Source organism: Lichenicola cladoniae (genome assembly GCF_013201075.1).
GTDB classification, from domain to species: Bacteria; Pseudomonadota; Alphaproteobacteria; order Acetobacterales; family Acetobacteraceae; genus Lichenicola; species Lichenicola cladoniae.
Map to the genome: position 1 here is coordinate 27,356 of NZ_CP053710.1, position 26,622 is coordinate 53,977.

The 26,622-nt window shown below is 62.9% G+C and carries 27 protein-coding genes and 5 pseudogenes; 21 read left to right on the forward strand and 11 right to left on the reverse strand.

Annotation, left to right across the window (positions count from 1 at the left end; genetic code table 11):
• Positions 1-255: 255 nt before the first annotated feature.
• The 11 genes from ssb to istB all read left to right on the forward strand — a co-directional run bounded on the left by ssb (position 256) and on the right by istB (position 7,999).
• Positions 256-726: a single-stranded DNA-binding protein gene (ssb, locus tag HN018_RS24230; RefSeq protein ID WP_171837814.1), complete on the forward strand. Its 471-nt coding sequence runs from the start codon at positions 256-258 to the stop codon at positions 724-726.
• On the forward strand, positions 698-1,087 hold the full coding sequence (locus HN018_RS24235; RefSeq protein ID WP_171837813.1) for a helix-turn-helix domain-containing protein: 390 nt from the start codon (positions 698-700) through the stop codon (positions 1,085-1,087). The genes ssb and HN018_RS24235 overlap by 29 nt, the downstream gene beginning before the upstream one ends.
• Before the next feature lie 211 nt (positions 1,088-1,298).
• Positions 1,299-1,496, forward strand: coding sequence for a hypothetical protein (locus HN018_RS24240; protein WP_171837812.1), 198 nt, complete (start codon positions 1,299-1,301; stop codon positions 1,494-1,496).
• Positions 1,496-1,717 carry a hypothetical protein gene (locus tag HN018_RS24245; protein WP_171837811.1) on the forward strand — a complete coding sequence of 74 codons (222 nt, stop codon included), beginning with the start codon at positions 1,496-1,498 and terminating at the stop codon, positions 1,715-1,717. The genes HN018_RS24240 and HN018_RS24245 overlap by 1 nt, the downstream gene beginning before the upstream one ends.
• Before the next feature lie 164 nt (positions 1,718-1,881).
• Positions 1,882-2,157: a hypothetical protein gene (locus HN018_RS24250; RefSeq protein WP_172443563.1), complete on the forward strand. Its 276-nt coding sequence runs from the start codon at positions 1,882-1,884 to the stop codon at positions 2,155-2,157.
• 1 nt (position 2,158) lies between these two features.
• Complete coding sequence (locus HN018_RS24255) at positions 2,159-3,274, forward strand: zeta toxin family protein (RefSeq protein WP_171837809.1); 1,116 nt, start codon at positions 2,159-2,161, stop codon at positions 3,272-3,274.
• A 69-nt stretch (positions 3,275-3,343) separates the two neighbouring features.
• Positions 3,344-3,562 carry a hypothetical protein gene (locus tag HN018_RS24260; RefSeq protein WP_171837808.1) on the forward strand — a complete coding sequence of 73 codons (219 nt, stop codon included), beginning with the start codon at positions 3,344-3,346 and terminating at the stop codon, positions 3,560-3,562.
• Between the two features lie 545 nt (positions 3,563-4,107).
• Positions 4,108-5,094: a DUF3991 and TOPRIM domain-containing protein gene (locus tag HN018_RS24265; RefSeq protein WP_171837807.1), complete on the forward strand. Its 987-nt coding sequence runs from the start codon at positions 4,108-4,110 to the stop codon at positions 5,092-5,094.
• A complete protein-coding gene (locus HN018_RS24270) occupies positions 5,091-5,396 on the forward strand; it encodes a hypothetical protein (protein ID WP_171837806.1) in 306 nt (101 codons plus the stop codon). The genes HN018_RS24265 and HN018_RS24270 overlap by 4 nt, the downstream gene beginning before the upstream one ends.
• A 312-nt stretch (positions 5,397-5,708) precedes the next feature.
• Positions 5,709-7,220 (forward strand): IS21 family transposase, encoded by a 1,512-nt coding sequence (gene istA, locus HN018_RS24275; protein ID WP_408886729.1) that lies wholly within the window; start codon positions 5,709-5,711, stop codon positions 7,218-7,220.
• 11 nt (positions 7,221-7,231) lie between these two features.
• Entirely contained in the window at positions 7,232-7,999 is a 768-nt protein-coding gene (gene istB / locus HN018_RS24280) for an IS21-like element helper ATPase IstB (RefSeq protein ID WP_171837390.1), read from the forward strand.
• 154 nt (positions 8,000-8,153) lie between these two features.
• On the opposite strand, the pseudogene HN018_RS24285 reads toward istB, so the two are convergent.
• Positions 8,154-8,711 (reverse strand): annotated as a pseudogene (locus tag HN018_RS24285) (IS481 family transposase); the annotation flags it as partial.
• Between the two features lie 21 nt (positions 8,712-8,732).
• Between HN018_RS24285 and HN018_RS24290 the strand changes: the two are divergent.
• Positions 8,733-9,280, forward strand: a pseudogene (locus HN018_RS24290) (transposase); the annotation flags it as partial.
• 58 nt (positions 9,281-9,338) lie between these two features.
• Positions 9,339-10,325, forward strand: coding sequence for an IS5 family transposase (locus HN018_RS24295; RefSeq protein ID WP_171835381.1), 987 nt, complete (start codon positions 9,339-9,341; stop codon positions 10,323-10,325).
• 58 nt (positions 10,326-10,383) lie between these two features.
• Here HN018_RS24295 and HN018_RS24300 read toward each other — a convergent pair whose 3' ends face one another.
• Positions 10,384-11,103 carry an SDR family NAD(P)-dependent oxidoreductase gene (locus HN018_RS24300; RefSeq protein WP_171835378.1) on the reverse strand — a complete coding sequence of 240 codons (720 nt, stop codon included), beginning with the start codon at positions 11,101-11,103 and terminating at the stop codon, positions 10,384-10,386.
• Between the two features lie 143 nt (positions 11,104-11,246).
• A pseudogene (locus HN018_RS24305) lies at positions 11,247-11,411 on the reverse strand (transposase domain-containing protein); the annotation flags it as partial.
• Positions 11,412-11,471: 60 nt separating this feature from the next.
• On the opposite strand from HN018_RS24305, the pseudogene HN018_RS24310 reads away from it, so the two are divergent.
• A pseudogene (locus tag HN018_RS24310) lies at positions 11,472-12,034 on the forward strand (IS6 family transposase); the annotation flags it as partial.
• A gap of 118 nt (positions 12,035-12,152) precedes the next feature.
• On the opposite strand, the gene HN018_RS24315 reads toward HN018_RS24310, so the two are convergent.
• From HN018_RS24315 to HN018_RS24340, 6 genes are read right to left on the reverse strand one after another with little or no spacing between them, the layout of a single operon-like run.
• Positions 12,153-13,070: an SIS domain-containing protein gene (locus tag HN018_RS24315; protein ID WP_171835377.1), complete on the reverse strand. Its 918-nt coding sequence runs from the start codon at positions 13,068-13,070 to the stop codon at positions 12,153-12,155.
• A 53-nt stretch (positions 13,071-13,123) separates the two neighbouring features.
• Complete coding sequence (locus HN018_RS24320) at positions 13,124-14,011, reverse strand: MBL fold metallo-hydrolase (RefSeq protein WP_171835376.1); 888 nt, start codon at positions 14,009-14,011, stop codon at positions 13,124-13,126.
• Entirely contained in the window at positions 14,008-14,955 is a 948-nt protein-coding gene (locus HN018_RS24325) for a phosphoglycerate dehydrogenase (RefSeq protein ID WP_171835375.1), read from the reverse strand. The genes HN018_RS24320 and HN018_RS24325 overlap by 4 nt, the downstream gene beginning before the upstream one ends.
• Positions 14,952-15,920 carry a shikimate dehydrogenase family protein gene (locus HN018_RS24330; RefSeq protein WP_408886848.1) on the reverse strand — a complete coding sequence of 323 codons (969 nt, stop codon included), beginning with the start codon at positions 15,918-15,920 and terminating at the stop codon, positions 14,952-14,954. Before HN018_RS24330 ends, HN018_RS24325 begins: the two co-directional genes overlap by 4 nt.
• Positions 15,920-16,579: a bifunctional 4-hydroxy-2-oxoglutarate aldolase/2-dehydro-3-deoxy-phosphogluconate aldolase gene (eda, locus tag HN018_RS24335; RefSeq protein WP_171835373.1), complete on the reverse strand. Its 660-nt coding sequence runs from the start codon at positions 16,577-16,579 to the stop codon at positions 15,920-15,922. The genes HN018_RS24330 and eda overlap by 1 nt, the downstream gene beginning before the upstream one ends.
• 1 nt (position 16,580) lies before the next feature.
• Positions 16,581-17,138 (reverse strand): glucose-6-phosphate isomerase family protein, encoded by a 558-nt coding sequence (locus HN018_RS24340; RefSeq protein ID WP_408886846.1) that lies wholly within the window; start codon positions 17,136-17,138, stop codon positions 16,581-16,583.
• A 259-nt stretch (positions 17,139-17,397) separates the two neighbouring features.
• Between HN018_RS24340 and HN018_RS24345 the strand changes: the two genes are divergently transcribed.
• The 6 genes from HN018_RS24345 to HN018_RS24370 all read left to right on the forward strand — a co-directional run bounded on the left by HN018_RS24345 (position 17,398) and on the right by HN018_RS24370 (position 23,581).
• Positions 17,398-18,369 carry a substrate-binding domain-containing protein gene (locus tag HN018_RS24345; protein ID WP_171835371.1) on the forward strand — a complete coding sequence of 324 codons (972 nt, stop codon included), beginning with the start codon at positions 17,398-17,400 and terminating at the stop codon, positions 18,367-18,369.
• Positions 18,370-18,455: 86 nt separating this feature from the next.
• Positions 18,456-19,961, forward strand: coding sequence for a sugar ABC transporter ATP-binding protein (locus HN018_RS24350; RefSeq protein WP_239479446.1), 1,506 nt, complete (start codon positions 18,456-18,458; stop codon positions 19,959-19,961).
• Positions 19,962-20,957 (forward strand): ABC transporter permease, encoded by a 996-nt coding sequence (locus HN018_RS24355; RefSeq protein WP_171835369.1) that lies wholly within the window; start codon positions 19,962-19,964, stop codon positions 20,955-20,957.
• A complete protein-coding gene (locus tag HN018_RS24360; protein ID WP_239479432.1) occupies positions 20,957-22,516 on the forward strand; it encodes a xylulokinase in 1,560 nt (519 codons plus the stop codon). Before HN018_RS24355 ends, HN018_RS24360 begins: the two co-directional genes overlap by 1 nt.
• A 15-nt stretch (positions 22,517-22,531) precedes the next feature.
• A complete protein-coding gene (locus tag HN018_RS24365; RefSeq protein ID WP_171835368.1) occupies positions 22,532-23,317 on the forward strand; it encodes an SDR family NAD(P)-dependent oxidoreductase in 786 nt (261 codons plus the stop codon).
• Positions 23,318-23,329: 12 nt separating this feature from the next.
• On the forward strand, positions 23,330-23,581 hold the full coding sequence (locus tag HN018_RS24370) for an SDR family oxidoreductase (protein WP_171835367.1): 252 nt from the start codon (positions 23,330-23,332) through the stop codon (positions 23,579-23,581).
• On the opposite strand, the pseudogene HN018_RS24375 reads toward HN018_RS24370, so the two are convergent.
• Together HN018_RS24375 and HN018_RS24380 are read right to left on the reverse strand one after the other, a co-directional pair.
• Positions 23,563-24,235: pseudogene (locus tag HN018_RS24375) on the reverse strand (IS6 family transposase). The gene HN018_RS24370 and the pseudogene HN018_RS24375 sit on opposite strands and share 19 nt — an antisense overlap.
• A gap of 231 nt (positions 24,236-24,466) precedes the next feature.
• Positions 24,467-25,417: a LysR family transcriptional regulator gene (locus tag HN018_RS24380; RefSeq protein ID WP_171835366.1), complete on the reverse strand. Its 951-nt coding sequence runs from the start codon at positions 25,415-25,417 to the stop codon at positions 24,467-24,469.
• Between the two features lie 92 nt (positions 25,418-25,509).
• Here HN018_RS24380 and HN018_RS24385 point away from each other — a divergent pair, with 92 nt between their 5' ends.
• Complete coding sequence (locus HN018_RS24385; protein ID WP_171835365.1) at positions 25,510-26,520, forward strand: zinc-dependent alcohol dehydrogenase family protein; 1,011 nt, start codon at positions 25,510-25,512, stop codon at positions 26,518-26,520.
• Positions 26,521-26,622: the final 102 nt, after the last annotated feature.

Here is a 26,622-nt window from a genome sequence, read left to right on the forward strand (position 1 = left end):
ACTGCGCTGGCCGTTGCCGTCGCATCCCTCGGGTTGGCGTGGTCTGAGCCCGGCACCGCTCGCTTCAACACCCGCCTAGCCTACGGCCACGCGCCTGCGGTTCGAACGACACCGTGAAGCTGCAGGCAGCTTCCGCACCACTGTCGTTCTCAGATGTTTCCGCTCCCTCCATGCCGGGCTCCGGTCGACCACACCCGAGGGACGCGACGGCAACGGCCGAAGCAATTTGGGATAAAACATGAATGGATAAAGACGATGGTTGGTTCAGTAAACAAGGTGATCCTGGTTGGCAACCTCGGCAAGGATCCGGAAGTCCGCAATGCCCAGAACGGCAGCAAGATCGTGACCTTCACACTGGCGACGAGCGAGAGCTGGAACGACAAGGCCTCAGGCGAGCGGAAGGAAAAGACCGAGTGGCATCGCATCGTAATTTTCAACGACCGTATAGCCGACGTTGCCGAGCGGTTCCTGACGAAAGGTCGCAAGGTCTACATCGAGGGTTCGTTGCAGACCCGTAAGTGGACCGATCAGTCCGGACAGGACAAGTACACCACCGAGATCGTCATCGACCGGTTCCGCGGGGAATTGACCCTTCTTGATAGCGGCAATCGTGACGGCGACCAGAATTCGCCACGCGGGCAGCAAGACACGGGCGCTGCACGGTCTGCGACAAGCGGCGGGTGGGAGCCGGCCGCCGGTGACCTGGACGACGAAATCCCTTTCTAGACCCGGCTCGGCTTTGTTCCAGCGGCCGAATCATCTGGTCGCTGGAATTGTACAGGCCGACGCCCATCCCGAAGTCTGTCCGGCAACCAATGCAAGTCGTCAGGTGGAGAAAAGCATGCCTGCGTCCAACGGCCTCGCTGCGTTGCTTTTCCCTGAGCGAACGCGGCTCAAACTCAGTCTGTCCGAAGTTGGCGTCCTCGCCGGCGTCGACCGAACACTGATCTGGCAGCGTGAGAAGGGGAAGTCGCCGAACCCGTCGATCCTCGTGCTCAAGGGAATCAGTGTCGCGCTGGCGGTGTGCTTCCATGACGTCTGCGACGCAGCACTCGTCGATGCGCAGGCGGCGCGCTCGAATAGCTGACGGGCACTTTCCGCTCCCTGTTTGCGACGAAACATTCGGGCGCGCGGAAAAGAGGCGTTTACCGCCGCTCGGCCAGCGCCATCCAACCCTCCAATAAACCCCATCCGGAGATCGATCATGAACGGTTTGCGCGATCGCGCGAGTGCGATAACGGCTGCTTGTCAGCCTCCCACTCAGCTTGTGCCCACCAGCTACTCGAAGGAGACGTGACGTGGAGGTTTCTCTTTCTCGAGCCGCCGACGAAAGCTGCATGGCGAGTGCCCGCCGCTGGCGCACCGAGGCGGAGGTGCTGCGGGACCATGCCACGGCCAGCTACCTGACGCCCAGCCAGAGCGCTTCGCTTCGCCGGGAGGCCGAAACCGCTGACCGCCAGGCCCAGTGGTGGCTCAGTGCGCTGGAGCGTCACTGATGCGCCGCCCCGCTGAGGATGACGAGCACGCCCCACTTCTGCTCGCCCAGGTGGAGTATCTCCAGGCCTACGCGGATCAGCATGGTCGGGAATGGAAGCAGAAGCTCTGGCTGGAGTGGACCAACGCGACAGCGGATCCGGTCCTGAGTCTATTGCGCAACAGTCACGGGCCTTCGTGGCTGCTGCGTTATAACCTTCGGCGCGTGGAGGATGAGAAATGATCGTTTACGACAAAAGACCGAATGTAAATGGAAAGGAAAGAGTTCGCGTCCTCGACGCTTTGACACGACTGACAAGCCGGTTAGTGTCCTTCCGTCGAACGGACCGGAGATTGAGACCAGTGACGCCTCGCGCTGACCACTCGGATGGGGACCACCATGCCGAGGTGATCCAGGCAGAAGTGGCCATGGAGCTGATCAACCGCGCCCGCGGCCTGCTCTATGAACGGATCTACCACCTGGAGGCAGGCGGTGCCGGCGACCAGAGGGCGGCTAAGAAGTTGGATGCGATCGCGGTGAAGCTCTACGAGCTGCTGAGAACAATCGATTATCGTGAGCCGAAACGAGTTAGGGCAGTAATCGCGCGATGGTCGCCGCTGATGCGCGACGAGGAACAGTTCTGGACTGTCCTCAAAGAGGGCCCTGGCCTGTTTAACGTCTAGGATGGCTGACTCTGATGACGGCCTCCGTTACGCGCTTGCAGAGCGCGATCACGAGCGGATCTTTCAGCAGAAAGTTCTGCCGGCCATGCTTCCGGCGTCGGAGGGGGCCGTCAACCCGACGGCGATTATTCTTGGCGGCCAGCCAGGCTCGGGGAAAACCGGGCTTCTCAACGACGCCACGCGCGAAATGGAGGCGCGCGGTCCGACTGTCGTCATCAACGGCGACGATATGCGTGCTTTCCATCCTGAGCACAGTCAAATGCAGCGAATGGACCCGCTGAATGCTGCTCGCTATACGGACTATGATAGCGGCCGCTGGGTTGAGAAGCTGATCGCGGCGGCCAAGAAGCAGCAAGTCAACCTGGTGATCGAGAGCACGATGCGACGGCCTGAGGTGTTCGCCAGGACCGCCAATTCGCTGCAAGATGCCGGATACCGGGTTGAGGCACGAGCACTTGCCGTGCCGGAGCGCCTGTCCTGGCAGAGCGTGCATCAGCGCTTCGAGGCAATGCTGGAGAAGGGGGATGCGAGCCGCTTCACAGCGCGTGAGGCTCATGATGCCGGAGCTACCGGTATGCTGGAGACCCTGCGGCAGCTCGAGCGTGAAAATCAGGCCGATCGCGTTGTTGTCTCCACCCGAGCAGGGGAGGTCCTGTACGACAACCGCCAGAAGAACGGTCGTTGGCGTGACGCGCCAGCAGCAGCCAACGTCGTGCTGGCGGAACGCCAGCGTCCACTTTCGCCGCCGGAGCTGCGCAAGTTCGGTCGGGACTGGTCCGGCGTCCTGGAGAAGATGAAGCAGCGTCAGGCGTCTCCGTCGGAACTCACCCGTGTCACAGCCCAGGCTGAGGATGACATCCGGTGGTATCGCGCTGTCGCAAATGAACTCCCCCAGCACTCCGGGGTAATCCGCCGCCTGGCATCAACTGGCGCAGCACCGGCTGCCGAGGTACCCGCTCCGACGCGCGTCGGTTTCGGTCGGGCAATGAGTGCAAAGCGCAGTGCATCCGAGACGCCGGCGCCGCCGGCGCCGCGGGAACGTGAGACCCGACCCGAAGCGGAGCCGGTAGAGGCTCCCAAGCCCGCGCCCAGGCGCTCCGGGCCAGGCATGTCCTGATTTGCAGGTATGGTTTTCAATGTGCTCGATAAAAATGCGCCGTATCCACCAGCAGCCGGGGTTCCGACTATGCCGAGACGTCTGACGAAGTGGCTCCCGCTGATCGCCCTGAACGTCGTGGTGCTGGCGCTGCTGATGAGCGGCGCCATCATCCCGATCCATGCGTCCCCCCTGACCAAGCTCCTCGGCACATTGATCCTGGGTGGCGCCGTTCAGGGACTTTACGGATACATCGTCGGCTTCCCGTTCGGTGACGACCCAAAGAAGCGGTTCTTCATCAGCCGCTGAGCTGACGCCCGGGCGATCGCGCTATCGCCTCCTCGGCCATCCCCCTGAAGGGGGTTGGCACGCTCTGGACCCACGACCCCGCCGTCATGCGGTCATCATGACATCCCCGTCCGCACAGGCCCAAGACCGCCCCTGACGGGACGCCACGCTCGCGTGGCTCCAGCATGCTTGCCTCGACGGAGCAGGGCCGCACTTCCCGCAGGCTCTGCGAGCCCGCGCGCATTGCAACCCGGCTCCGCTCCTCCGCATGCCTCCGGTCCTGACCCTGTCCGGCCGACGACGTCTGCGCGATGGCAGGACGGGACGAGAAAAACGTCGTGGGACCGCCGCTCTCGTCGGCGATCTCGGGGGCTGCGCTGCCCCCAAACCCCCGCAGGACGAACCTGAAAAACGGTTGTTCGCATTTACATGCAAGCGTCTTCTACTGCATTCGGACAGTATAAAACGCATGCGAATAAAGTAATAACTCGCAATAAGTGCACGCTCCGCTATAATACCGCTAGTTGGATAGTGCGTTGCTTCTCCCACTATGAAGTAGGCCCGACATGAATACTCTTCGTGATCCAGCATCCGACCGGGACGAATTGCAGGAGATCCGTGCAGGCGTGACCTGTGCCGTCGTCCTGGAGCAGGAAGGCTTCCTTCTCGACAAGAAGGAGAGCACCCGCAACTCGCCGAAATACCGGTCGACGGACGGCCGCACGGTCATCATTAACCACCAGGGCCGGGGCTGGTGGGATCCGCACGACGCCTACGCGCGCGGCGACGTGTTCAAGCTGGTGCAGCACCTGAATCCGGGTCTGACCCTGGGGCATGTCCGGCAGCGGCTGCGGCCGATGATCGGCAGGGCGCCGACCGAGATGCCCTTGCAGCATACGACACAGCGCGAGCGGCCAGACGTGCCGGTTGCCGAGCAGTGGGCCAAGCGCCGGACGGTGCGTCCAGGCTCGCCCGTCTGGCGCTACCTGACGGAGATCCGCGCACTGCCGGATAACATCATTCAGGCTGCCATTCGGCAGGATGTGCTGCGGGAGGGGTATTTCGGCACGGCGCTGTTCTCGCATCGCGATGACAACGGCGTCCTGACCAACTTCGAGATGCGCGGGCCGACCTATCGCGGCTGCCCGCGTGGTGGGGACAAGACGCTGTTCCGGCTTCGGGCGGCCGAGACGACGATCAATCGTCTGGTCGTCACCGAGGCCGCGATCGACGCTCTCTCCTTTGCGTCGCTCGACCATATGCGCCCGGGCACGCTCTACCTGTCGACTGCGGGGGGCATCGGCCCGAGGGCGGTGACGGCTCTGGAGGCGCTGCTTCGCGACCTGGCGACCGTGCCGAACGGTAAGCTGGTGATCGGCACGGACCTGGGTGAGGGGGGTGATCGCTTCGCCGCGGTTCTTGCCACCATGGCAGACACGGCCGGGGTTTGGAGTGGCCGTATCCTGCCGTTTGACGGCGCAAAGGACTGGAACGCCGTGCTTGTCCAGCGTGCCCAGCTCCGTGCGGCCCGGGCGGAAGGTGCTCCGTCATGAGCGACAGTCAGCACGTATCCGAGCAAGTGGCTCGCCTGCGGGCGATCGAGACCCTGACCGTCGCCTTTCTCCGATCGCCCAAAGCGGTTCGCCACTGGAAGCGGCACAACCCTTCGGGAGACGAATTTCCCAGCGTCTACATTCTCGCCTCCGGCGGTTTCCAGGACGCCACCGGTCTGGTGATCGGCGGCTCCTGGGAGTCAGATGACGGTTGGGATTTCGACAGCGTGTTCACCTTGTTCACAGACCACGGCGACATCCTCACCTGTCACGGCTGGAACCTCGACATCGAGGTGCTCTGAGATGGCAGAGACCGCAGCGCCGGCAGACACCTGGGTCAGCTTCTCGAACGGCCAGAAGATGCCGATGGCATCGCGGCTGAATACTGATGCGTGTTCCGGCTGATCCTGATCACTGATTCCGTTTGATGGTGATCATTGAATCCGTTCGATCTCGATCATGCATTCCGTTTGATGGCGATCATCGGTTCCGGTGATCCTGATCATGCTGGAGATGACGATGCCGGTCGGCTGCCGCTGACAGTCTTCAACCGAGGGTAGTGTCGACCTGTTGCCGGGGAGCAAGGGGTCGGGATGCCAGGCGAGAGAGTGTCGATGCGCAAGATACGCGAGCTTCTGCGGCTGCGGTTGGAACAGCGGCTGCCGCAGCGAACGATCGGACTGAGCCTGCGGCTGGGCCAGGGAACGATCAGTGATTACCTGGGCCGGGCCCATCGTGCTGGCCTGGATTGGCCATTACCGGATGACATGGACGACACGCAGCTTGAGGCGCTGCTGTTTCCGCCACTGCCGGATGTGCCGCTGGATCAGCGGCCGGTGCCAGACTGGGCGGCGGTTCACCGCGATTTGCGCCGGCCAAACATGACGCTGGCCCTGTTATGGGAAGAATACCGCGCAGGATCGGCTCACGCGTTTGGCTACTCGTGGTTTTGTGATCTCTATCGCGCGTGGGCCGGACGGTTGAAACCGACGCTGCGCCAGGTGCACACGGCCGGCGAAAAGCTGTTCGTCGACTTCGCCGGTCAGAGCATGTCCGTCATCGACGGGGCAAGCGGGGAGAAGCATCAGGCCGAAATCTTCGTGGCTGTGCTGGGGGCGTCGAGTTTTGTCTACGTGGAGGCGACCTGGAGCCAGACGCTGCCGGACTGGATTTCGGCTCATGTCAACGCTCTGGCCTTCTTTGGCGGCGTGCCGCACCAGATCGTCAGCGACAATCTCAAGGCCGGCGTCACCAGGGCCTGTTTCTTTGAGCCGACGATCAATCGCACCTACGCCGAGATGGCGGCGCATTATCGCAGTGCGGTCATTCCGGCCCGGCCCTACAAGCCGCGCGACAAGGCCAAGGTCGAAGTCGGCGTGCAGGTGGTCCAGCGCTGGGTTCTGGCCCAGCTCCGTAACCGGCAGTTCTTCTCGCTGGCCGATCTCAACTTGGCGATCCGTGAGCTGGTCGAGCAGATCAACGACCGGCCGATGCGCGGCTGGGGCACGACGCGCCGTGCCCTGTATGAACAGCTCGATCGTCCGGCCCTGCTGGCGTTGCCAGAAGTGCCTTACGAGTATGCGGACTGGCGGTACTGCCGGGTTAATCTCGATTATCACATCGAGATCGCCCGGCATTTCTATTCGGTGCCGTTCCGGCTGGTCCGTCAGCCTGTGGAGGCACGCATCACAACCAGGACGGTGGAGATTTTCCACCGCGGCAGCCTCGTGGCCACGCATCTTCGCAGCGTGCGCCAGCATCAGCCAAGCACGGTGAGCGACCACATGCCGAGCACGCACCGGCGCTACCGCGACTGGACCCATGAGCGGATCACACGCGAGGCGATGGCAACCGGCGACGATACCGCGGCTCTGATCGAGATCGTGCTGCGCTCGCGGCCACATCCCGAACAGGGTTTGCGCTCCTGCATCGGTATCCTCGGCCTGCGTGGCCGTTACGGCCCGGAACGGGTGGACGCTGCCTGTGCCAAGGCCCTGGCACTCGGCACCCGCTCCTACGGCTCTGTCGCCGCGATCCTGAAGAATGCCCAGGAGAAAAAGTCCGCCATCACTGACCAGCCCAGCCTGATGCACGAGAACATTCGCGGTCCTGGCTACTATCATTGAAAGGAAAGACAATGCTGATCCATCCCATGGTGGACCGTCTGCGCGATCTTGGCCTGGCCGCGATGGCCGACGCATTCATCGAAATGAGCCGCCAAAGTGCGGCCGATGATCTGTCGCGCGAAGACTGGCTCGGCCTGCTGGTCGATCGCGAGGTGACCGCGCGAGACAACAAGCGGCTCGGCCGGCGGCTCAGCCATGCCCGGTTGCGCCAGAATGCGGTGGTCGAGGACACTGATCTGCGCACGCCCCGCGGGCTCGATCGTGGCCTGTTCCAGAGCCTGGCGGCCTGCGGTTGGATCCGCGACAGCCAGCATCTGCTGATCGTCGGCCCGACCGGCGTGGGTAAATCCTGGCTGGCCTGTGCGCTGGGACACAAAGCCTGCCGGGAAGGTTACGCTGTGCTCTACCGCCGTGCGCCGCGGCTGTTTGCCGACATCGCCACGGCGCGTGGCGAAGGGCGCCTGCCGCGCCTGATGCGGACAATCGAGCGCACACGCCTGCTCATCATCGACGATTGGGGCCCGGAGCCGCTGTCGGCTGAACAGCGTCGCGACCTGATGGAGATCGTCGATGACCGCGATGGGAAAGGCTCGTTGCTGATCACCAGCCAGGTCCCAACGAGCCGCTGGCACGAGATCATTGGCGATCCCACTCTGGGCGATGCAATTCTCGACCGCATCATTCACCGGTCCCATCGCATCGAGCTGAAAGGCGAAAGTCTGCGCAAGCGCCAGGTCCTGAACACGGCAGAAGGCTTGACGAGCGCCAAGGAGAAGTGAGACCTGTTCAACCGTCAGTGGTAGCTCACCGGCACCACGTCATGCTGTCCGCCATGCCCTCCCCAGGCAGGGTGAACACCGTGATCCGGATCACCATGAACGGTGATCACGATCAGCTGGAATGGCTGATCAGCATCAACGGAATACGCACGCCGGCGACCTGCCTGGTGGCTTTCTCATGCAGCTCGGTGAAAGCAAACTTCGAAGTCCGGTCGATGGCGACGAGAAGGTAGAGCTTGCCTTGCTCGGTGCGGACCTCGGCGATGTCGATGTGGAAGTAGCCGAGCGGATATTCCTTGAATTTCTGCTTGTCGGGCTTGTCGCCGGTGACGTCAGGCAAGCGAGAGATGCCATGGCGTTGCAGACAGCGATGTAGTGACGAGCGGGTCAAATACGGGATGGTGGCCTGCAGGGCGTAAAGGCAGTCGTCGAGCGGCAGCAGCGTATGGCGACGAAATGCCACGATGATGGCCTCGTCCTCAACCGACAACACGGTCGATTTCAGGTCTCTTGGACCGGTTGGCTGGTCCGTGACTGAGGTCCGCTGCTTCCACTTTGCGACGGTTTTTTGGTTGATGCCGTAGCGCCGGGCAAGAGCCCTCAGGCTCTCTTGACTATGCTGTATCGCTCGACGGATCGCCGCAGTCGTTGTGGCACAGCCATGCAGAACCTGACCTTGCCCCCTGAAATGCCCCCGTTCTGAAGTTAGGATCCGTCAGCAGGAGACGGACAGATGAAGCGGTCGAGGTTTACGCAGGAGCAGATTATCGGCGTGCTGAAGGAGCATCAGGCAGGTGCGACGGCAGCCGACTTATGTCGCAAGCACGGCATCAGCGATGCGACGTTCCACACGTGGCGGTCGAAATACGGCGGCATGGAAGTGTCTGATGCTCGCAAGCTGAAAGGGCTCGAGGAAGAGAACGCCAAGCTCAAGAGGCTGTTGGCCGAGCAGATGCTGGACGTGGCGACGCTGAAGGAGATGCTAGCAAAAAACTTCTGACGCCTGGCTCACGGCGTGCCGCCGTGACCTGGGCGATTACACAGAAGAATTACTCGCAACGGCGCGCGTGCGGGTTGGTCGGGCTAGAACCGAAAACCTATCGATATGCCTGCAAGCGACCCGGCGACGGCGAGATCCGTGCCAGGCTGCGCGTGCTGGCCGGTGAGCGGCGGCGGTTCGGCTACCGGCGACTGCACATCTTGCTGGCGCGCGAGGGCATGCGGCTGAACCACAAGCGGCTGTTCCGGCTCTACCGTGACGAACGGCTGGGGGTGCGCAAGGCATTGGTGCATGGACCATCCGGCTGACGCGACTTTCGTGAGCTGGTAAATGGCTGGGATGCCCTTCAAGCACAACGCGTCCCGCCGCCATCACATCCCGAAGGCCTGTCGCCGGGTCATGAACTGGCCGGCCTACGAGGCTGGTCTGCGGCAACGTGGTGATCTGACGTTGTGGCTGGACGAGGCGGCCCTGACCGGATGGCACGCCCCGCGCCGGACGACACGAGGCGGTCAACCGATCTATGCCGAGGTGGCGATCGAACTGGTGCTGACCCTGCGCCTGGTCTTCCATCTGGCTCTACGCCAGGCAGAAGGTTTTGCGCGCTCGGTTTTGCGTTTGCTCGGACTGGATCTTTGCGTGCCTGATCATTCGACCTTGAGCCGTCGGGGGCGCGCCTTTGCCGGACGTCAACCGCGTGCCGCCCGGCGTGACGAACCCGTTCATGTCGTGCTGGACAGCACGGGCCTGCAGGTCTTCGGGCAGGGCGAGTGGGATGCCGAGAAGCACGGCCGAACGCCCAGGCAGTGGCGCAAGCTGCATCTGGCCGTCAATGTCGAGACTGGCGAGATCGTGGCACATAGTCTGACCGACAAGGATACCGGCGACATATCAGAAGGTGCGGTGCTGCTGGCAACGGTGGAGGGGCAGATCGCCAGCGTGATCGCCGATGGCGCCTATGACGGCGCGTCCGTCTATGATGCTGCCGCCGCACGCCGGCACAACCCGCCACCTCATATCGTCATCCCGCCGAGAGCATCTTCGATCGTCAAGGCTGACGCTGAGGTCGAAACCGTTCGCGATCGTCATGTCCGCGACATTGCCGAGAAGGGACGCATGGCTTGGCAGAAGGCAAATGGGTATGGCCGACGCAGCATCGTGGAGACGACGATCGGTCGCTACAAACACATCATCGGTTCAAAGCTCAGGGCACGATCGACCGCTGGTCAGAAAGCTGAGGTCGCCATCGCCATCTGCGCTCTCAACCAAATGATCCGGATCGCCAAGCCACTCTCCGCCCCGCCGTCTGACGCGATCACCGGGTAGGACAAGCTCGTGGCCTCCCACCCGGTCCATGCAACAACGCACTCTAGAGCTCCATTCGTCAGGTTTCAGCGACTATATGTTTGATGGCGGCCGGCGCAAGCCGCAGCATCAAGGGGAGCAGCCTAGTCTGGCCTGGCAGAGCCATCGCTCTCCGAAGCGCCAGCGCTTTAAGCGTGACTGCCGCCACCCTCGCGGACGACAGCTTTTTTCCCGTCGTAGTCGCGGTCATGGGGGTATCTACAAGGGGCGGAAGCAACTCGAGGACATGGATCCCCATCGGAGCAAGCTGCCGCCGAAGCCCCTCGGCGAAGCCATGCAGCCCCGCCTTTACGGCGCCGTAGGTCGGCGCTCGGGTGGGGGAGACCAGGGCATAGCCCGAAGTGACAAATATCATTGCGGTCATTCCGGGCCAGCGATTCAGCACTTCGGCCGTTAGCTGGATGGGTGCTGTCAGATTGAGAGCAACCTCCTGCTCAAGGTCTCGCGTGATGTCGCCTCCGCTCGCGAAATCTCTTTCGACGAAGGTGCCAGCATTGTTGACCATGATATCGAGATGACCGAAACGATCGGCGATCACTTCCAGCATGGCGATCCTTGCCTCGGGGCTGGTCACGTCGGCCCGAATGGCTAGCGCATCTGGGTGCGCGTGGGAAAAGCGATCAAGGGTTGATTGCGAGCGGCCACAAACCGCGACGGCCGCTCCCTGAGCCATGAACGCTTCGGCCAGCGCCAGGCCGATACCCTGGGTGCCGCCAGTTATGAGGACAACTTGCTTCATTCGGACACCCTAGCACAAGCATACCGGTTAACGTGTCGATCAGCATTCAAATCTGAGCCTCGGTTACACCGTATCCATCCGCCGAGCACCATGGCTGCACTTCAGGCGGCTGCGGCAGCCAGTGTTTTTGGCTTTGACCAGTTTCACGGTAAGAGCACGCCGAGATTACGAGTCGGCTGATCGGCAATTCGGCGCAGGACGTCGGCGAGCCAGGCGCGCGGATCGACGCCGTTTAGCTTGGCGGTGATGATCAGCGTGTAGACGTCAGCCGCGCGCTCACCACCGCGATCGGAGGTTCTGTTGCAGAATTTTGTTTAATGGCTGGGTGATGTCTACGGGCGACAGTTTTTGGAGCTGGAGACGATGGGGAGCGTGGTGTAGAAGTCGACCACACGACGCTGCATCGCTGGGTGCTCAAGTATGTGCCGCTGTTGGAAAAGGCGTTCCTGGCGCGCAAGCGCCCGGTCAGTGGTAGCTGGCGGATGGATAAACCTACATACGGATCAAGGGCGTGTGGAAGTATCTGTATCGGGCGGTCGACAAGACGGGCGCCACGGTGGACTTCCTGCTGACCGCCAGGCGCGGCCGCAAGGCGGCGCTGCGCTTCTTGTTCAAGGCTGCGGCTCGGCATGGTGTTCCGAGGACGATAACCGTCGACAAGAGCGGCGCTAACACCGCGGCGATCGACAGCTACAACAGTGCGCACGACGCCGTGATCGAGACCCGCTAGGTCAAATACCTCCACAACATCGTCGAGCAGGACCACCGGGCGGTCAAACGAATGACCAGGCCGATGCTCGGCTTCAAGGGTTTCTGGTCGGCGGCGACCACGATCGCCGGTATCGAGATCATGCACATGATCCGCAAAGGACAGTTGCACTCCGCAGGAAAGTTGCGTCCAGCGCAGCAGTTCTACTCCCTCGCAAAATAGAAAGAACAGAGCTCCGGCCCATACTCAAGCACGCCGAAACTTTGCAACAGAACCGGATACGACGGTTTCTGTTTCTACTCAAGCACACCGAAAATCTGTAACAGAAACAGGTTTATTCTTAGTCGTCCTCCGAGGCGCCGCGCGATCGCATCGAACTCAGCCGCTTCTTCATCGCCGCTAGCCGCTGCTGATGATCGCTGCCGCGTCGCATCGCCACGCCGACTGCGAGGATGTCGACCAACACCAGCGCCGCCAACCGGGAGATGGTGGGCGTGTAGATGTCGGTATTCTCGAGCGTTTCAATGACCAGAAGACGGTCACAGAGCCGGCTCATTCGGCCGCCATCGCGTCCGCAGATCCCGAGCACGGTCGCGCCCGCCGCGCGCGCGGTCCGCATGATGTCGAGCAGGGCCGAGGTCTGCCCGGTATTGGAGATCGCGACCGCAACGTCGCCAGGCTGCATCATCGAGGCAGCAATGAATTGCTGATGCGAATCGGAATGCACAGTGCACGGCACACCGAAGAGTGGAAACTTTTGTTGCGCGTCCGCGGCCACGATCCATGACGCGCCGAAGCCGAAGAACTCAATCCGACGGGCTTTTGCCAGCAATTCGATTGCCTGCGCCACCGCCTCGTGGTCGAGCTGGCTGCGGGCCCAGTCCAGGCTGGTCATGGTATAGTCGAACACCTTATTAGTCAGCTTCTGCGGTGTGTCGGTCGCATCAAGCACTGACTGCGTCGCCGGCACGCCGAGCGCCACACTGTGCGCCAGCTTGAGCTTGAAGTCCTGGAACCCCTCGAAGCCGAGCGCAGTGCAGAAACGCATTACGGTCGGTTCGCTCACCCCCGCCTTGCGAGCAGTCTCCGCCACGGTCGCCACCAGGGCCGCCTGCGGATCTGACAAGATGTGCTCCCCGACCCGCCTGTCCGACTTCCTGAGCTCGGGCAAACGGACCAGGATCAACTCCATTACGTTGCGCCCGCTAGGTGCCGGCCGCTCACTCACTTTTTCTGGCCTGTCGTCGTCGCTCGGCATCCTGTCCCTTTCGGTGCTGCATTCGTCTAGCCGCGGAGCGTGGAACTGCCGGGCTAGTGTCCAGCAACCGGCGATATTCGGCCGAGCAAGAAGGCGTGTTGCGCATCGGGGCGGAGAAGTCCAGGTCGAAGCCCGGCTTCGGCATGCAACAAAGCCACAGCGTCTATATTAGGAATAGATGCTGTGTTGAAGGCGAAGAGCCCAAAATGATGCGGGATCAGCGTTGGGATTTTTGCTTCTACGCAGAGCGCTATCGCCTCGTTGAGCGTGAAGTTTCCAGGTATGCGGGCTGCTGCACGCTCTGAATCCCGACCGTTCACCGGCAACAGCGCGATTTGTGGCGCCAGCGCCCGCACCGTCTCAATCAGGCCAGGATACGGGATGCAGTCGCCGCTATGGTAGAGCCGCACGCCGTCTGCCTCTATACCGTAGCCGAGGAAGCGGTGATGCCCCTGCGCATCCTGCTCCAACTGCTCGTGCGCGGCCGGCACAGGGTGTAGCACCAGATCAACCTCCGCCAACGGCCTCAACGCGCGCCCGGCGTCGGCGAAGACAACACGCGCTTTTGGTAGTCGGAGCGCCTCGGCATGGTCCTGCTCCGCCGCCGGTACCACGAACAGGCACTCGGGGTGGTCTGCTGCAAGCACAGGCAACGTGCCGGGATCCATGTGGTCGCCATGCCGGTGGGTGCAGACAACCAGATCGACACGGGGAAACAAGTCCGGATCGATCGGCGCCTGCATCATCCGCACGTGTGGAAACCGCGTGCCACGATATTTCACCGCGAGCGAATCCGACAAATAAGGATCTATCAGTACCACGGATGCACCGACCCGTAGCACGAACCCTGCCTGCCCCAGCCAGGCTAGCGCAACGCCGTCATTGGGGCGGTCCAGCCAGTCTACCAGCCCGTCCGTCATCGCCATCAGAGTGATTGTCATGCCATCGCTGACGCCCACGGCTGCCGCAACGCGCCGCGCAGATTTTCGACCGCAGCCACCGTAGCCCGCCGCACGCTTTCGTCTGTCAGGCCTCCGATATGCGGAGTCGCGATAACCCGTGGATGCGCCAGCAAGGCCGAAGGCGGCGGCGGCTCGACGGCGAATACGTCGGTCGCGTAGACGCCGACCCCGCCGCCCTGGAGCGCGTCCAGCATCGCGGTATCGTCCACCAGCGCGGCGCGCGCTGTATTCACCACCACGCACCCCGAACGCAGCCGGCCGATCGCCGACGCATCGAGCACCGCCGTCCCGTCCGGTGGTATCGGGCAATGTAGCGAGACGATGTCGGCCTCCTCCAGCACTTGCTTCAACCCGATCCAGGCGAAATCCCCCGACGGGGTGAAGCCATGATCCGGATACGGGTCGTAAACACGCACTCTGGCATCGAGCGCCAAAGCGAACTTGGCCACCAACCGTCCGATCGCTCCGCAGCCGATGAGCCCCAGCGTCCGGCCTTCGATCTCCAGCCCGGGACGCCTCTGCCATACGCCACCCTTCAAGGCCGCGCTCTGTTCCGGAACATGCCGCAGCGCGCCCATCGCGAGCCCTATAGCCAGTTCTGCGACGCCGCGCGCATTGGCACCGGCGGCGCGCAGCACCATGATTCCAAGCCGTTCCGCGGTTTCGAGCGGCAGATTGTCTGACCCGGTGCCGTTGCGGCTGATCACTCGCAGCCCGTGCGCTGCTTCGAGTACACGCGGACTGACCGGCTCAACCCCTGCCAGCCAGCCGACGCAACCCGGCAGCAGTGACAGCAATGCCGCCTCATCAGGAGTTTCGCCTGGGCTGCTGAACACCAGCGTGTAGCCATCCTCCTCGAGCGCCAGCAGCGCTGGATCAGGATTGCGAGTTAGCGAACGCGGCGTGACCAGGATACGGTTCATCGTGCCGGTCTCGGGTGACGCGGTGCGCCGCCGGCAAGCTTCGAAAGGAGGTCGAACCGCGGTCCCGATGACGGGATTTCGACTGCAAACACCTCGGCGATTACCTGGGTCCAGCCATGCAGGAAGTAATTCCAGCCATCGAATGTTGTGAGTCCGGATGCCGCCGCCTGTCCCTCCGCGCGATCGAGGAACAGCAGGTCGCCGCGGTAGTTTAGCTCCCACACCAAGCCGCCGACCGGGAAGCGCGCTTCGGCGCCGAGAGGCGAGCCGAGGCGGTCCTTGCCGAGACCGGTGGCGTTGACGACTAGCGATCCGTCCGGCAGCGCGTGCAGGATCTCATCGTTGCGGTCGGTCGAATTCGCTAGCACGTAGTCGATGGCGACATCGGTAGCGATGCCGGCATGGAAACGCCGCAGCCCCTCAAGACGCAAGGGGTTCACATCGGAGACGATGATGCGGTTTGGACAAACCTTGCCACGACCGGCGGACATCAGGTTCCAGGTAATCGCGGTGGTAGCGCCGCCGGCGCCGATCAGGAACGCATCGCCGCCGGCATGATGCCAATGTCCCTCCGGCACGATCGCGTCGAGCGCCAGACGAGCCGAGATCGGGTCCTTGGCATGGCCGATCAGCCTTCCGTCCCGCTTGGACAAGCAGCTTACCTCATGAAGCGATTGGGCATGGGGATCGAGGGCGTCGAACAGGTCGGCTGCCGCATGCAGAAGATCGATCTTGTGCGCCGTCACCAGCGCGCCCATCGAGAACGGGTCGTCGCGAACGAACGACACCACGTCGCGATAATCCTTAGCCGGCGCGTGCAGAGGGAGGTTGATGCCGTTGATGGCGCACTGTCCAAGCCCCAGCACCTCCGCCCAGCGCGGGAAGATCGTCATGATCGACGACTGCCCCGTGCTCACGCCGATGAAGTGCAGTGTGGGCACGGCAGAGGCAGGCGGACGCTGCATCATCCCGCCTCCCTAACACGTCTGGCGAGACGCACCGCTTCCTCCGCATTGCGGCGTATTCCCGCCCAGTCGCCTTCGCGGATCATGACGCGGCTGGCGATCCAGGTGCCACCCACTGCGGCTACCGCAGGTTCCCTTATCCACTCTTCGAGATTCGTAATCGATACGCCGCCTGTTGGAATAAAACGCAGCCCGTGCAGCGCGAACGGGGCTGAAATCGCTCGCAGGAATGCGATGCCGCCGGCCGGCATCGCCGGGAAGAACTTGAAGGTGCGGATGCCGCGTTCAAGACCGGCCTGCAGATCGGACGCGGCCATCGCGCCCGGGACGTAGGCGAAACCCGCCTCGGCCGCCGCATCTAGCATCGCCGCGCTGAGGCCGGGAGCAAGCGCGAACCTTGCGCCGGCGTCGATCGCCCGGCGTAGATCGACAGGCGAGATGATCGTGCCGGCGCCAACCACCATGTCTGTGTAGCGCTCGGCGATCCTGGCGATCACCTCCGCTGCCGCACGGGTACGGAATGTCACCTCGATCACCCCAAGACCGGCTTCCAGCAAAGCTTCCGCCAGCGCATCCGCCTCCGCCACGCCGTCAATTTCCACGACCGGAATGACTCCAAATGCGGTCGCCTCTAGCAGCGTCTCTCCGGTGTCGATCATCTTAGACATGTCCAGGCGCCGTATTACGCGGGCGGTAGCGCGGGTTCGGTACCTGTTTCCAGCCGCCTGCGCCGTCGTCGACGATCAGGTCCCGCATGCCGCCGGCACGGGCGATGATCTCATAATCCTGGCCGGCGTCGGCTGGATAGCAGAAGAGGGTAACTAGCGGCTCGCTGCCGACATTGACGCTGCGATGGATCCAGTGCGGCGCCACATAGACGACGCTGTTCGGCGTCATCTCCTCCACCCGGACGGTGCCGTCGGCAAGCTCCATCAGCATGATGCCGTGACCTGACTGGCAAAAATAGATCTCAGGCCGATCACTCACGGCGTGGATATGACCACGTGTGAAGATGAACTCGGTGCCGACACGGCCTGCATACAAGGTGCTAGTGCCGAAGATGATGTCGCCTGCATTGTCGGACGGGCGAAACTCATCGACTTGGTATGCGACCTCGCTCCCGCGCGTGCCGGCGATGGCCGCGAAGGCCGCCTGATCCAGGAACAGCCCGTCTAGGTCGTCATAGCGTTTTTCGTAACGGCGCGTACGGCCGGTCATCTCGCCGGTTCCAGGGGCAATAAGAACGGCGGCAGGAAGAGGAGACGACATTGATAGGCCTTTCAACACGTACAAGCGCAACATGTTCCGGTAGTCCTATTACGCGCTTGTCTCGGAGATCAACCACAATTTGCTCTTTTTGCGCTGCAAAATCGCAAATATAGCTTGTAAGGCGGCCGTTAAACTGGTGTTTGCTACCTTGTAAGGAGGCAAAGCTACGGAGATGGTCCGGCGATGCCCCACAGGGAGAACACCATCTATGAAACCGATCCTAGTGGCAGCGGTCCTGACCGGTGTCGCAGCACTCGCGGCTGCCCCAGCGCAGGCCAAGGCGATCAAGATTGGCCTGTCGATGCTGACGCAAAACGCGCCCTACTACGCGGCGCTGCAGGCGGCGGTGCTGAAGGAGGCCAAGGTGCTAGGTGCCACGGTCGTCACCGCCGACGCCAACAACGCGATGCTCAAGCAGATATCCGACGTCGAGGACATGCTGTCGCAGAACATCGACGTGCTCATCATGGATCCCAAAGATGCCAAGGGCTTAGTCGGCGTGACTAAGGAGGCTGCGTCGGCGCATGTTCCTGTGATCATCGTCGACAGCTCGATTGATCCGTCGGCGCCGGTGTTGACGACGATCCAGTCCGACAACGCCGAGAACGGCAGGCTGATCGGCGACTGGCTGATCGGTCAGGTCAAGGACAAGGACCTGCATATCGCCCTGCTCAGCGGCGACCAGGGCAACGTGGTCGGCGAGGCGCGGCGCGACGGGGTCATGAGCGGCATTATCGAAGCGCAGTTGCGTCAGGTCGGTCATGCCGGCTTCAGCGTGGTCGGCCAGGGCTGGGGTGGCTGGACACAGGAAGGCGGCGTCAAAGCGATGGAAGACCTGATGACCGCGCATCCCGATATCAACGCGGTCCTGGCCGAGAATGACAGCATGGCGCTCGGCGCGATGCGGGCGATCCAGGATGCCGGCAAGGCGGACAAGAACATCCTGATCTTCGCCGCCGCCGACGGCCAGAAGGAGGCGGTAAAGTTGATCCAGGACGGCAAGTACGGCGCCACCGGCCTGAACGATCCGGCAGTCATCGGCAAGATGGCGACGGACCTTGCGGTGAAGGTCGCCAACGGGCAGACGCCGCCTGGCATCGCCAAGATCACCTTCACGCCGCCGGTGGCGATCACTAAGGCTAACGCTGCGCAATACTACAAGCCCGACGCGCTGTTCTAGCCCGAGGCGGTACGATGCCTGTCAACAGCGCTAGGATAGGGCACGCGGCGACCGATGCGCCGGAGCTGCGGTCGGTCGACGTCGAGATGACAGGCATCTCCAAGCTGTTCGGCGGCATACGTGCATTGGACGACGTTTCGTTCCGGGTTAGGCCCGGCGAAGTCCATGCGCTGCTGGGCGAGAACGGCGCCGGCAAGTCAACCCTGATGAAAATTCTGGCCGGCGCGCATCAGGCGACCACCGGCGAAATCCGCATCGGCGGCGAGCGCGTGACCATCGCCTCGCCGCACGTCTCGCGTGCGCTCGGCATTGGAATCATCTATCAGGAGCTGGCGCTGGCGCCGGACCTAACCGTCGCGGAGAACATCTTTCTGGGTGCGCTGCCTCGCCTGGTGAATGCACGTGCGCTGCGCGCGCGCGCCAGGGCGCTGCTGGACGATCTCGGCTTCGCGATCGATCCCGGTGCCATCGTCGGCGACCTGCCGCTCGCCTTCCAGCAGGCGGTCGAGATCGCCAAAGCGATGTCGCGACAGGTACGAATCCTGATCCTGGATGAGCCGACCGCGGTGCTGGCACCGCCGGAAGTGGAGCGGCTTCTCGATGTGGTGAAGGGCCTGTCGCGTCGCGGCGTCAGCGTCGTCTACATCTCTCACCGTCTCGACGAGATCTTTCGCATCTCCGACCAAATCACCGTTCTAAAAGATGGCCGAACCGTTGGAACCTATCCGATTGCGGACATGGACGAACACAGGTTGATCTCGCTGATGGTCGGACGCGAAGCCTCGCAGCTTTTCCCGAAGGTCGCTCGGAGCAAGGGCGAGGAACTGCTAAGGGTGGAGCGGCTTTACGCCTCCGGACTAGTCAGGGACGTCTCCTTCACGCTTCATGCCGGCGAGGTACTAGGAGTCGCCGGGCTGATTGGCAGCGGTCGTACTGAGCTGGCACGAGCGATCTTCGGCGCTGATCGGCTGGAAAGCGGCAGCGTGAGCGTGGCCGGCCGCAAGGTAACGATACGCAGCCCACGCCAGGGCGTGGCGGCCGGGATCGGCCTTGTGCCGGAGGATCGAAAGGGACAGGGCTTGGTGCTGGCCCTGCCGATCCGGCAGAATGTCACCTTCACGATGTTGCCACGCTTCACCAATCGGCTCGGCATGCTGCGTCGCGGCGCCGAACGCACCGCAGTCGACGACATTGCCCGGCGCACAACGATCAGGGCGCGAAATCTCGACATGCCGGTCAGCAGTCTCTCGGGCGGCAACCAGCAGAAGGTCGTGCTGGCAAAGTGGCTGGATGCCGGCTGCAGGATCGTCATCCTCGACGAACCGACCCGCGGCGTCGATGTTGGTGCGCGCGCGGAGATCTACCAGCTCATCGAAACCATGGCTTCAAGCGGACTGGGTGTCATCCTAATTTCATCCGATCTGCTCGAGGTGATCGGCGCCTCGGATCGGCTGCTGGTGATGAGCGGGGGCCGGATCAGCGGAGCTTTATCGCGCGAGGACTATTCGGAAGCAAAAATCATGCAGCTCGCTTTGCGTAGTGCCGCCCATGTTGGTGCCGATCACGCCGAATCTGTACCCAGGGAGGCCTGAATGGCCACGACTCATAGTCTCGAAGCCACTGCTCCGGGCACCGCGAAGCGACGGTTCGATTTTCGATCGTTCGCGGCCAACTACAGCACGATCGCGATCTTCGTGGTGTTGGTGCTGGTCGCGAGCTTTATCTCAACCAGTTTTTTGAGCAGCCGAAACATCGAGAACGTGCTGCGCCAAGTGGCCGGCACGGGCGTGATTTCGATGGGCATGCTGCTGGTGATCCTGACTGGCGGAATCGACCTTTCGGTCGGCTCTGTGGCCGCCCTCGGTAGCATCGTCTGCGCCTCGCTGCTGACCTCGATGTCGCTCTGGACAGCTGTGCCGATCAGCCTCGCCGCCGGCGGCGCACTCGGCACGATTTCCGGATATTTCGTGGCAGTACGCAGGATGCCGTCCTTCGTCGTGACGCTTGCCGGCATGACAATCGCCCGCGGCCTGGCCCTGATCGTATCGGAAGGCCGTCCGATCTTCATGGCCGACAACGGTGCCTGGCTCGGTGATGGCTTCAACCGTGGCAGCCTGCTTGGCATCCCGCTGCCGGTGGTGTTGATGCTGTTGGTGTTCGGCGCCACTGCCTTCGTGCTGCGGCTGACCGCCTACGGCCGGCTGATTGTCGCGATCGGCTCCAACAGCGAGGCTGTGCGACTGTCCGGCGTCCGAGTCACACCCAGGATCTTCTCGGTTTACGTCGTGTCCGGCGTGCTGTCGGCGCTGGCTGGGATCATCATTACCGCTCGTTCCGGCGTCGGCTCGCCGGTGGTCGGCATCGGCATGGAGCTCGATGTGATCGCCGCAGTGGTGATCGGCGGCGCCAGCCTGATGGGCGGGCGCGGCACGGCGCTGAATACCTTGATTGGGGTGCTGACGCTGGGGGTGATCGGCAACATTATGAACCTGCTGAACGTGCCGGGATATCATCAGGAAGTGGTCAAGGGCGTCATCATCCTGGTGGCGGTGCTGCTGCAATCCTCAGTCTGGCCGCGCCGAGCCTGATGAACGCCCCAATGCAGCGCGACCTACTTCTGGCAATCGATGTTGGCACCGGCAGCGTGCGGGCGGCCCTGCTGACTGAGGCCGGGGAAACGCTGGCGTTCGCGGCTGCGGAACACGAGCAGATCGTGCCGCACTATGGCTGGTCCGAACAGCGGCCGGCCGATTGGTGGACCGGCGCCGTCGCGGTGATCCGGCGCGTGCTGGACATGCTGCCGGGTGCCGCCGCGCGTGTCGCCGCGATCGGCGCCTGCGGACAGATGCATGCGACGGTGCTGGTGGATGGAAACGGTCAGCCGGCACTCGAAGCCGTGCCGCTCTGGAACGACAAGCGCAATCGTACGCTGCTCGACACGTTCATGCAGGAGCAGCCCTGGGAAGCGCTGCTGCCGGTCGCCGGCAACCCGCCTTCGGTCGCGTGGTGGGGCTTCAAGCTGCAATGGCTCAAGGCGCACCGACCGGAGGCGTATGCACGCACCGCGCTGGTCCTGAGCCCGAAGGACTGGATCAATTTCAGGCTGACCGGTGCCGTCGCGATCGACGCACCGGAAGCCTCCTGCACCTATCTGTTCGATGTCGGGCACGGAACCTGGAGCGATGCGCTCGCGCAACGTCTGGGGCTGGACCCGAAGCTGTTGCCGCCGATCCGTGAACCGTACGACGTCCTGGCCGGGATCTCGCGGCAGGCGGCTGCGGAAAGCGGGTTGCATGAGGGCACGCCGGTGGTCGTCGGGATCAGCGACTATCCGGCGGCGCTGCTCGGGTCGGGCGTGATCGAGCCGGGGCTGGCATCCGACGTGACCGGAACCTCGACATTGCTGACCTTGTGCACGACCGCACCGGTGCTGCATCCGGTGATCAGCAACGTGCGCGGAGCGCTGCCGAACTGGTCCGCCTTCACCATCCTGGATGCCGGCGGCGATGCAATGCGCTGGGCCAGGCGCGCGTTGCATGAAAACCATTACGAATACGACCGGATCGTCTCGCTCGCGGCCGGCGTGCCGGCTGGCGCCGGCAGCCTGGTGTTCCTGCCTTACCTGAACGGCGAGCGGCTCGGCGAGCGCGCGAACTCGCGGGCGCAGTTCATCGGCCTCACCAGTGGCCATGGCGCCGGGCACCTGCACCGCGCGGTCATGGAAGGGGTCGCCTTCGCGGCGGCGCGCAACCTGCGGATCATGGAAGCAGCCGGCAACCGGCTGGACCGTGTCATCGCCGCCGGCGGCGGAGCGAAAACGCCGCTCTGGCTCGAGATCAAGGCCAGCCTGTACGGATGCCCGATCCTGACCACCGCGGCGGAGGAAAGCGGCGTGCTCGGCTGCGCGATGCTGGCCGGCACCGGGATCGGGCTCTATCCGGACCTGCCGGCGGCGGCATCGCGACTGGTGCGCTTCACCGGCGAAATCCAGCCCAATCCGCGCTGGATGGAGACCTATGCGCGCCTCGGTCCGGTGTTCGACCACGCCTACACCAACAGCGAACGCTACTGGACCCTGCTCGAGGCAGCGGAAGCCGCAGAAGCCGCAGAAGCAGCGGCCGGTCCGGACCCGCAAACCAACCACTAGATCGGAGACCATGTCTTGGCGTCGACACGCTACCTGAACAAATACGACCTGACCGGCCGGACCGCGGTGATCACCGGCGGTGGCCGGGGGATCGGCCTTGCCTGCGCGGAAGCTCTTTCGGAGGCCGGCGCGCGCATCGTGCTGCTCGAGCGCGACGAGGACGCGGCACGTTCAGGCGCTGCCAGCCTGTCGGCATCGGGGGCGGATGTTTCCTGGCGATTGGTCGATGTCGTCGATCCCGACGCACTCCAGGCAGCCGCCGACGCGATCGAACGCGAGATCGGTGGGGTCGATATCCTAGTCTGCTGTGCCGGCATCGCCATCAGCGGCGTGGCCGCCGAAGTCGCCACCGCCGAACAGTGGCGCCAGGTCATCGACATCAATCTGAACGGGGTGTTCTGGTCGTGCCAGGCGTTCGGGCGCGCCATGCTGGAACGCGGTCGCGGCGCCATCGTCAACATGGGCTCGATGTCCGGCCTGGTGGTGAACCGCCCGCAGGAACAGGCTTCATACAATGCGTCCAAGGCGGCGGTGCACCAGCTCACCCGGTCACTCGCCGCCGAATGGGCGAAACGCGGGGTGCGCGTCAATGCGGTGGCACCGACCTACATCGACACGCCGATGACCCGCTACGGCATGCAGGATGAAACCCTGAAGCACGCCTGGCTGGACGCCACGCCGATGGGCCGGGTCGGACGCACCGATGAAGTCGCCTCAGTCGTGCTGTTCCTGGCCTCCGAAGCGGCCAGCCTGCTGACCGGCAGCATCGTCGTCGCCGATGCTGGATACACCTGCTGGTAAGGATACAGCCTGATGAACACGCCATTCTCCACCGTCACGAGCAGCTTCTCGTTCCGTAACCGGCAGGCGCTAATCTCCGGCGCCTCCAGCGGGATCGGCCTTGAACTCGCGCGCGGCTTCAAGGCGCTCGGCGCTTCGGTCCTGGCGACGGGAAGCTCGCTCTTCAAACTTTCGGTGCTCGGTGAGGTTCCGGTTCTGTTGCGAAGTTTCGGCGTGCTTGAGTATGGGCCGGAACTCTGTTCTTTCTATTTTGCGAGGGAGTAGAACTGCTGCGCTGGACGCAACTTTCCTGCGGAGTGCAACTGTTCTTTGCGGATCATGTGCATGATCTCGATACCGGCGATCGTGGTCGCCGCCGACCAGAAACCCTTGAAGCCGAGCATCGGCCTGGTCATTCGTTTGACCGCCCGGTGGTCCTGCTCGACGATGTTGTTGAGGTATTTAACCTGGCGGGTCTCGATCACGGCGTCGTGCGCACTGTTGTAGCTGTCGATCGCCGCGGTGTTAGCGCCGCTCTTGTCGACGGTGATCGTCCTCGGAACACTATGCCGAGCCGCAGCCTTGAACAAGAAGCGCAGCGCCGCCTTGCGGCCGCGCCTGGCGGTCAGCAGGAAGTCCACCGTGGCGCCCGTCTTGTCGACCGCCCGATACAGATACTTCCACACGCCCTTGATCCGTATGTAGGTTTATCCATCCGCCAGCTACCACTGACCGGGCGCTTGCGCGCCAGGAACGCCTTTTCCAACAGCGGCACATACTTGAGCACCCAGCGATGCAGCGTCGTGTGGTCGACTTCTACACCACGCCCCCCATCGTCTCCTTGACTAGGCGGTAATTCAACGGATACGCCACATACCAGCGAACACCCCACAAGATCATGTCACGCTCGAAGTGGCTGCCTTTGAACGCGATCACCATCGTCTCCAGCTCCAAAACTGTCGCCCGTAGACATCACCCAGCCATTAAGCGAAATTCTGCAACAGAACCCGCCGTTCTCGTATGGCGGCAACTTAGCACCGTTGGCGTTCGCTCGGGCACTTCTTCTGATGTTCCCAAACCGAACATTCCGTTCGGACAGGCGATAGTTAGGATAACAAACGTTTGCGATCCGGTAATCCGTATGCGGTGAGCACCCAGGATAAGCTGCCGTTAAAGCGTCGCAGGTGAATGCTGCTCCAATGGCCCATTTGGCTTCGCTAAGGCTGCAGCCTGACTGAAAAGGAAGTCCATCACCGCTCGTACGCGGTTTGGAAGCAGGTTCTGCCCACGTCGTAGGATGGACATCGGCATCCTGTTCCCACGCCAGTCCGGCAAGACCTCGATCGCCATACCTGAGGCAAGCGCGTCGGCTGCCAGCCACCTTGGCCCCCACATGATTCCGGCGCCCTCCATGGTGGTCAGCAAGGCCGATTCGGCATCGTCGGTAATGAAACGCCAATTTGGTGATCGCGGAAAACTTTCCGCGCGGAGCCGCCAGGGCTCAATGAGCCCTGTTCGCGTGTTGCGGAAGCCGATCAGGTCATGCCTGGTAAGATCGGATGGAGTCACAGGCATCCCGCGCCGTCCCAGGTAGCTAGGCGACCCACACGCGACCCAGTCGAATTCGAACCACGGCAATCGAACGTGTCCAGGCAAGCCGTGGAGCGGCCCACTGCGGATCGCAAGATCAAGCCCGACCTCTGCAAGATCGACAAATACGTCACTGGCCCGTAGATCGAGAACGATGTCGGGATGCCGTTCGATGAATGCCGGTAGAAGTGGCACGAGGCGGCGGCGAATAAAGGCAGGAGGCGCACCGATCCGGACGCTTCCCGTGGCAGCGCTCATACTCGCGTGCGTAAGGATGGCGTCGATATCCGCCGCTCCGTTCAGCACAGCGCGTGCCGGTCCGATCAACTGCTCGCCAGCGTCAGTCGGTGAAATCGAGTGGGTCGAGCGATGCAGCAGGCGTAGCCCGTAACCCGCCTCAAGCCGCGAAATCGTTTTCGAAACACCAGAGGTCGTCAGAGCCAGTTGGCGGGCGGCGCTGACAAATGATTGGGCATCGATCACGGCTATAAAGCAGCGGAGCTGCGACAGGGACACGGTGTCAGGCTGCATGGACATGCTTTCAACACTACCTTGACAACCGGCTCGATACCACCGGTGTCCTCCCTGGCTCATATGACGGGGACACGACGAAGGACTGTGCCATGTACGCTATCGAGCTTGCCGGACCCGATCTTGGCCAGTTCCGACGAGTTGACCGTCCGGATCCCTTGCCTCCCGGACCGGGGCGTGTCCTGGTGCGAATGAAAGCCGCCAGCATGAACTTCATGGATGTCGCGGTCGCCACCGGTCAATATCCGGGTGTGACCTACCCGATCGTGCCGCTCGTGGATGGAGCGGGTGAGGTGATCCAGATAGGGCCCGACGTATGGCAGGTCGCAGTCGGGGATCGCGTTGCCGTGCATTCCAAGCCGCGTTGGACTGCAGGCGAGGGCAACGCATCCATCGCAAAGACGACTCGCGGCGTCAACATACATGGCTCGCTGATAGAGATTGCCGAACTCGAGGCCGCGAGTATCGTCAAGATGCCCAATCACCTGAGCTGGGAAGGGATCGCCGCAACTCCAGGCGCAGGGATAGCCGCCTGGAAGGGTCTGGAGGCTGCATCAGTCGGTCCGGCTTCAACGGTTGTTCTGCTTGGAACCGGCGGTGTGTCGATCTTCGCGTTGCAACTTGCCAAGGCTCGTGGTGCGCGAGTCATCATCACGTCTTCTTCGGATCACAAGCTCGAACGTGCACGGGCGCTCGGCGCCGACGAGACCGTCAACTACCGCGACCAGCCGGAATGGGACGCTGCGGTCAGGAGGCTCACGGACGGCGTGGGAGCGGACCTCGTCATCGAGGCCGTCGGCGGCGCCGATTTCAACCGCTCCATCAAATCGGTTCGTTATGGCGGGACGATATACGCTCTTGGTTTCCTAGGAGGCACAACTGCAGAGGTGGACCTGTTGTCGGTTATTGCAAACGGTCTCCGCATCGAGGGAACGAATGGTGGCTCCGTGGCTGACCTCACTGCCACCGTGGCCACCATCGCCGCCCATCGCATAGAGCCCGCCATCGACCGCAGCTTTGCGCTTGCCGACCTGGCCGATGCTTACAGCCTCATGCAGCGGGGCGGCCATTTCGGCAAAATTGCAGTAGCACTCCATTGGTGAGTGGAGCCGTTGCCGTGTGGTTCCAAAACCTATGACGATCGGTGGCCGCCAGTGAAGCGATAACGCTGCTGCAAGGCGGCGGGTTCTATTGCAGAATTTCGC

Coding starts and splice junctions, on each gene's coding strand:
- HN018_RS24385 (WP_171835365.1), top strand. CDS start 25,510: ATGTACGCTATCGAGCTTGCCGGACCCGATCTTGGCCAGTTCCGACGA.
- HN018_RS24340 (WP_408886846.1), bottom strand. CDS start 17,138: ATGACCGGCCGTACGCGCCGTTACGAAAAACGCTATGACGACCTAGAC.
- istB (WP_171837390.1), top strand. CDS start 7,232: ATGCTGATCCATCCCATGGTGGACCGTCTGCGCGATCTTGGCCTGGCC.
- HN018_RS24320 (WP_171835376.1), bottom strand. CDS start 14,011: ATGACAATCACTCTGATGGCGATGACGGACGGGCTGGTAGACTGGCTG.
- HN018_RS24300 (WP_171835378.1), bottom strand. CDS start 11,103: ATGAAGCAAGTTGTCCTCATAACTGGCGGCACCCAGGGTATCGGCCTG.
- ssb (WP_171837814.1), top strand. CDS start 256: ATGGTTGGTTCAGTAAACAAGGTGATCCTGGTTGGCAACCTCGGCAAG.
- HN018_RS24380 (WP_171835366.1), bottom strand. CDS start 25,417: ATGCAGCCTGACACCGTGTCCCTGTCGCAGCTCCGCTGCTTTATAGCC.
- HN018_RS24325 (WP_171835375.1), bottom strand. CDS start 14,955: ATGAACCGTATCCTGGTCACGCCGCGTTCGCTAACTCGCAATCCTGAT.
- HN018_RS24255 (WP_171837809.1), top strand. CDS start 2,159: ATGGCTGACTCTGATGACGGCCTCCGTTACGCGCTTGCAGAGCGCGAT.
- istA (WP_408886729.1), top strand. CDS start 5,709: ATGCGCAAGATACGCGAGCTTCTGCGGCTGCGGTTGGAACAGCGGCTG.
- HN018_RS24260 (WP_171837808.1), top strand. CDS start 3,344: ATGCCGAGACGTCTGACGAAGTGGCTCCCGCTGATCGCCCTGAACGTC.
- HN018_RS24270 (WP_171837806.1), top strand. CDS start 5,091: ATGAGCGACAGTCAGCACGTATCCGAGCAAGTGGCTCGCCTGCGGGCG.
- HN018_RS24360 (WP_239479432.1), top strand. CDS start 20,957: ATGAACGCCCCAATGCAGCGCGACCTACTTCTGGCAATCGATGTTGGC.
- HN018_RS24245 (WP_171837811.1), top strand. CDS start 1,496: ATGCGCCGCCCCGCTGAGGATGACGAGCACGCCCCACTTCTGCTCGCC.
- HN018_RS24345 (WP_171835371.1), top strand. CDS start 17,398: ATGAAACCGATCCTAGTGGCAGCGGTCCTGACCGGTGTCGCAGCACTC.
- HN018_RS24265 (WP_171837807.1), top strand. CDS start 4,108: ATGAATACTCTTCGTGATCCAGCATCCGACCGGGACGAATTGCAGGAG.
- HN018_RS24355 (WP_171835369.1), top strand. CDS start 19,962: ATGGCCACGACTCATAGTCTCGAAGCCACTGCTCCGGGCACCGCGAAG.
- HN018_RS24315 (WP_171835377.1), bottom strand. CDS start 13,070: ATGCCGAGCGACGACGACAGGCCAGAAAAAGTGAGTGAGCGGCCGGCA.
- eda (WP_171835373.1), bottom strand. CDS start 16,579: ATGATCGACACCGGAGAGACGCTGCTAGAGGCGACCGCATTTGGAGTC.
- HN018_RS24330 (WP_408886848.1), bottom strand. CDS start 15,920: ATGCAGCGTCCGCCTGCCTCTGCCGTGCCCACACTGCACTTCATCGGC.
- HN018_RS24370 (WP_171835367.1), top strand. CDS start 23,330: ATGAACACGCCATTCTCCACCGTCACGAGCAGCTTCTCGTTCCGTAAC.
- HN018_RS24350 (WP_239479446.1), top strand. CDS start 18,456: ATGACAGGCATCTCCAAGCTGTTCGGCGGCATACGTGCATTGGACGAC.
- HN018_RS24295 (WP_171835381.1), top strand. CDS start 9,339: ATGCCCTTCAAGCACAACGCGTCCCGCCGCCATCACATCCCGAAGGCC.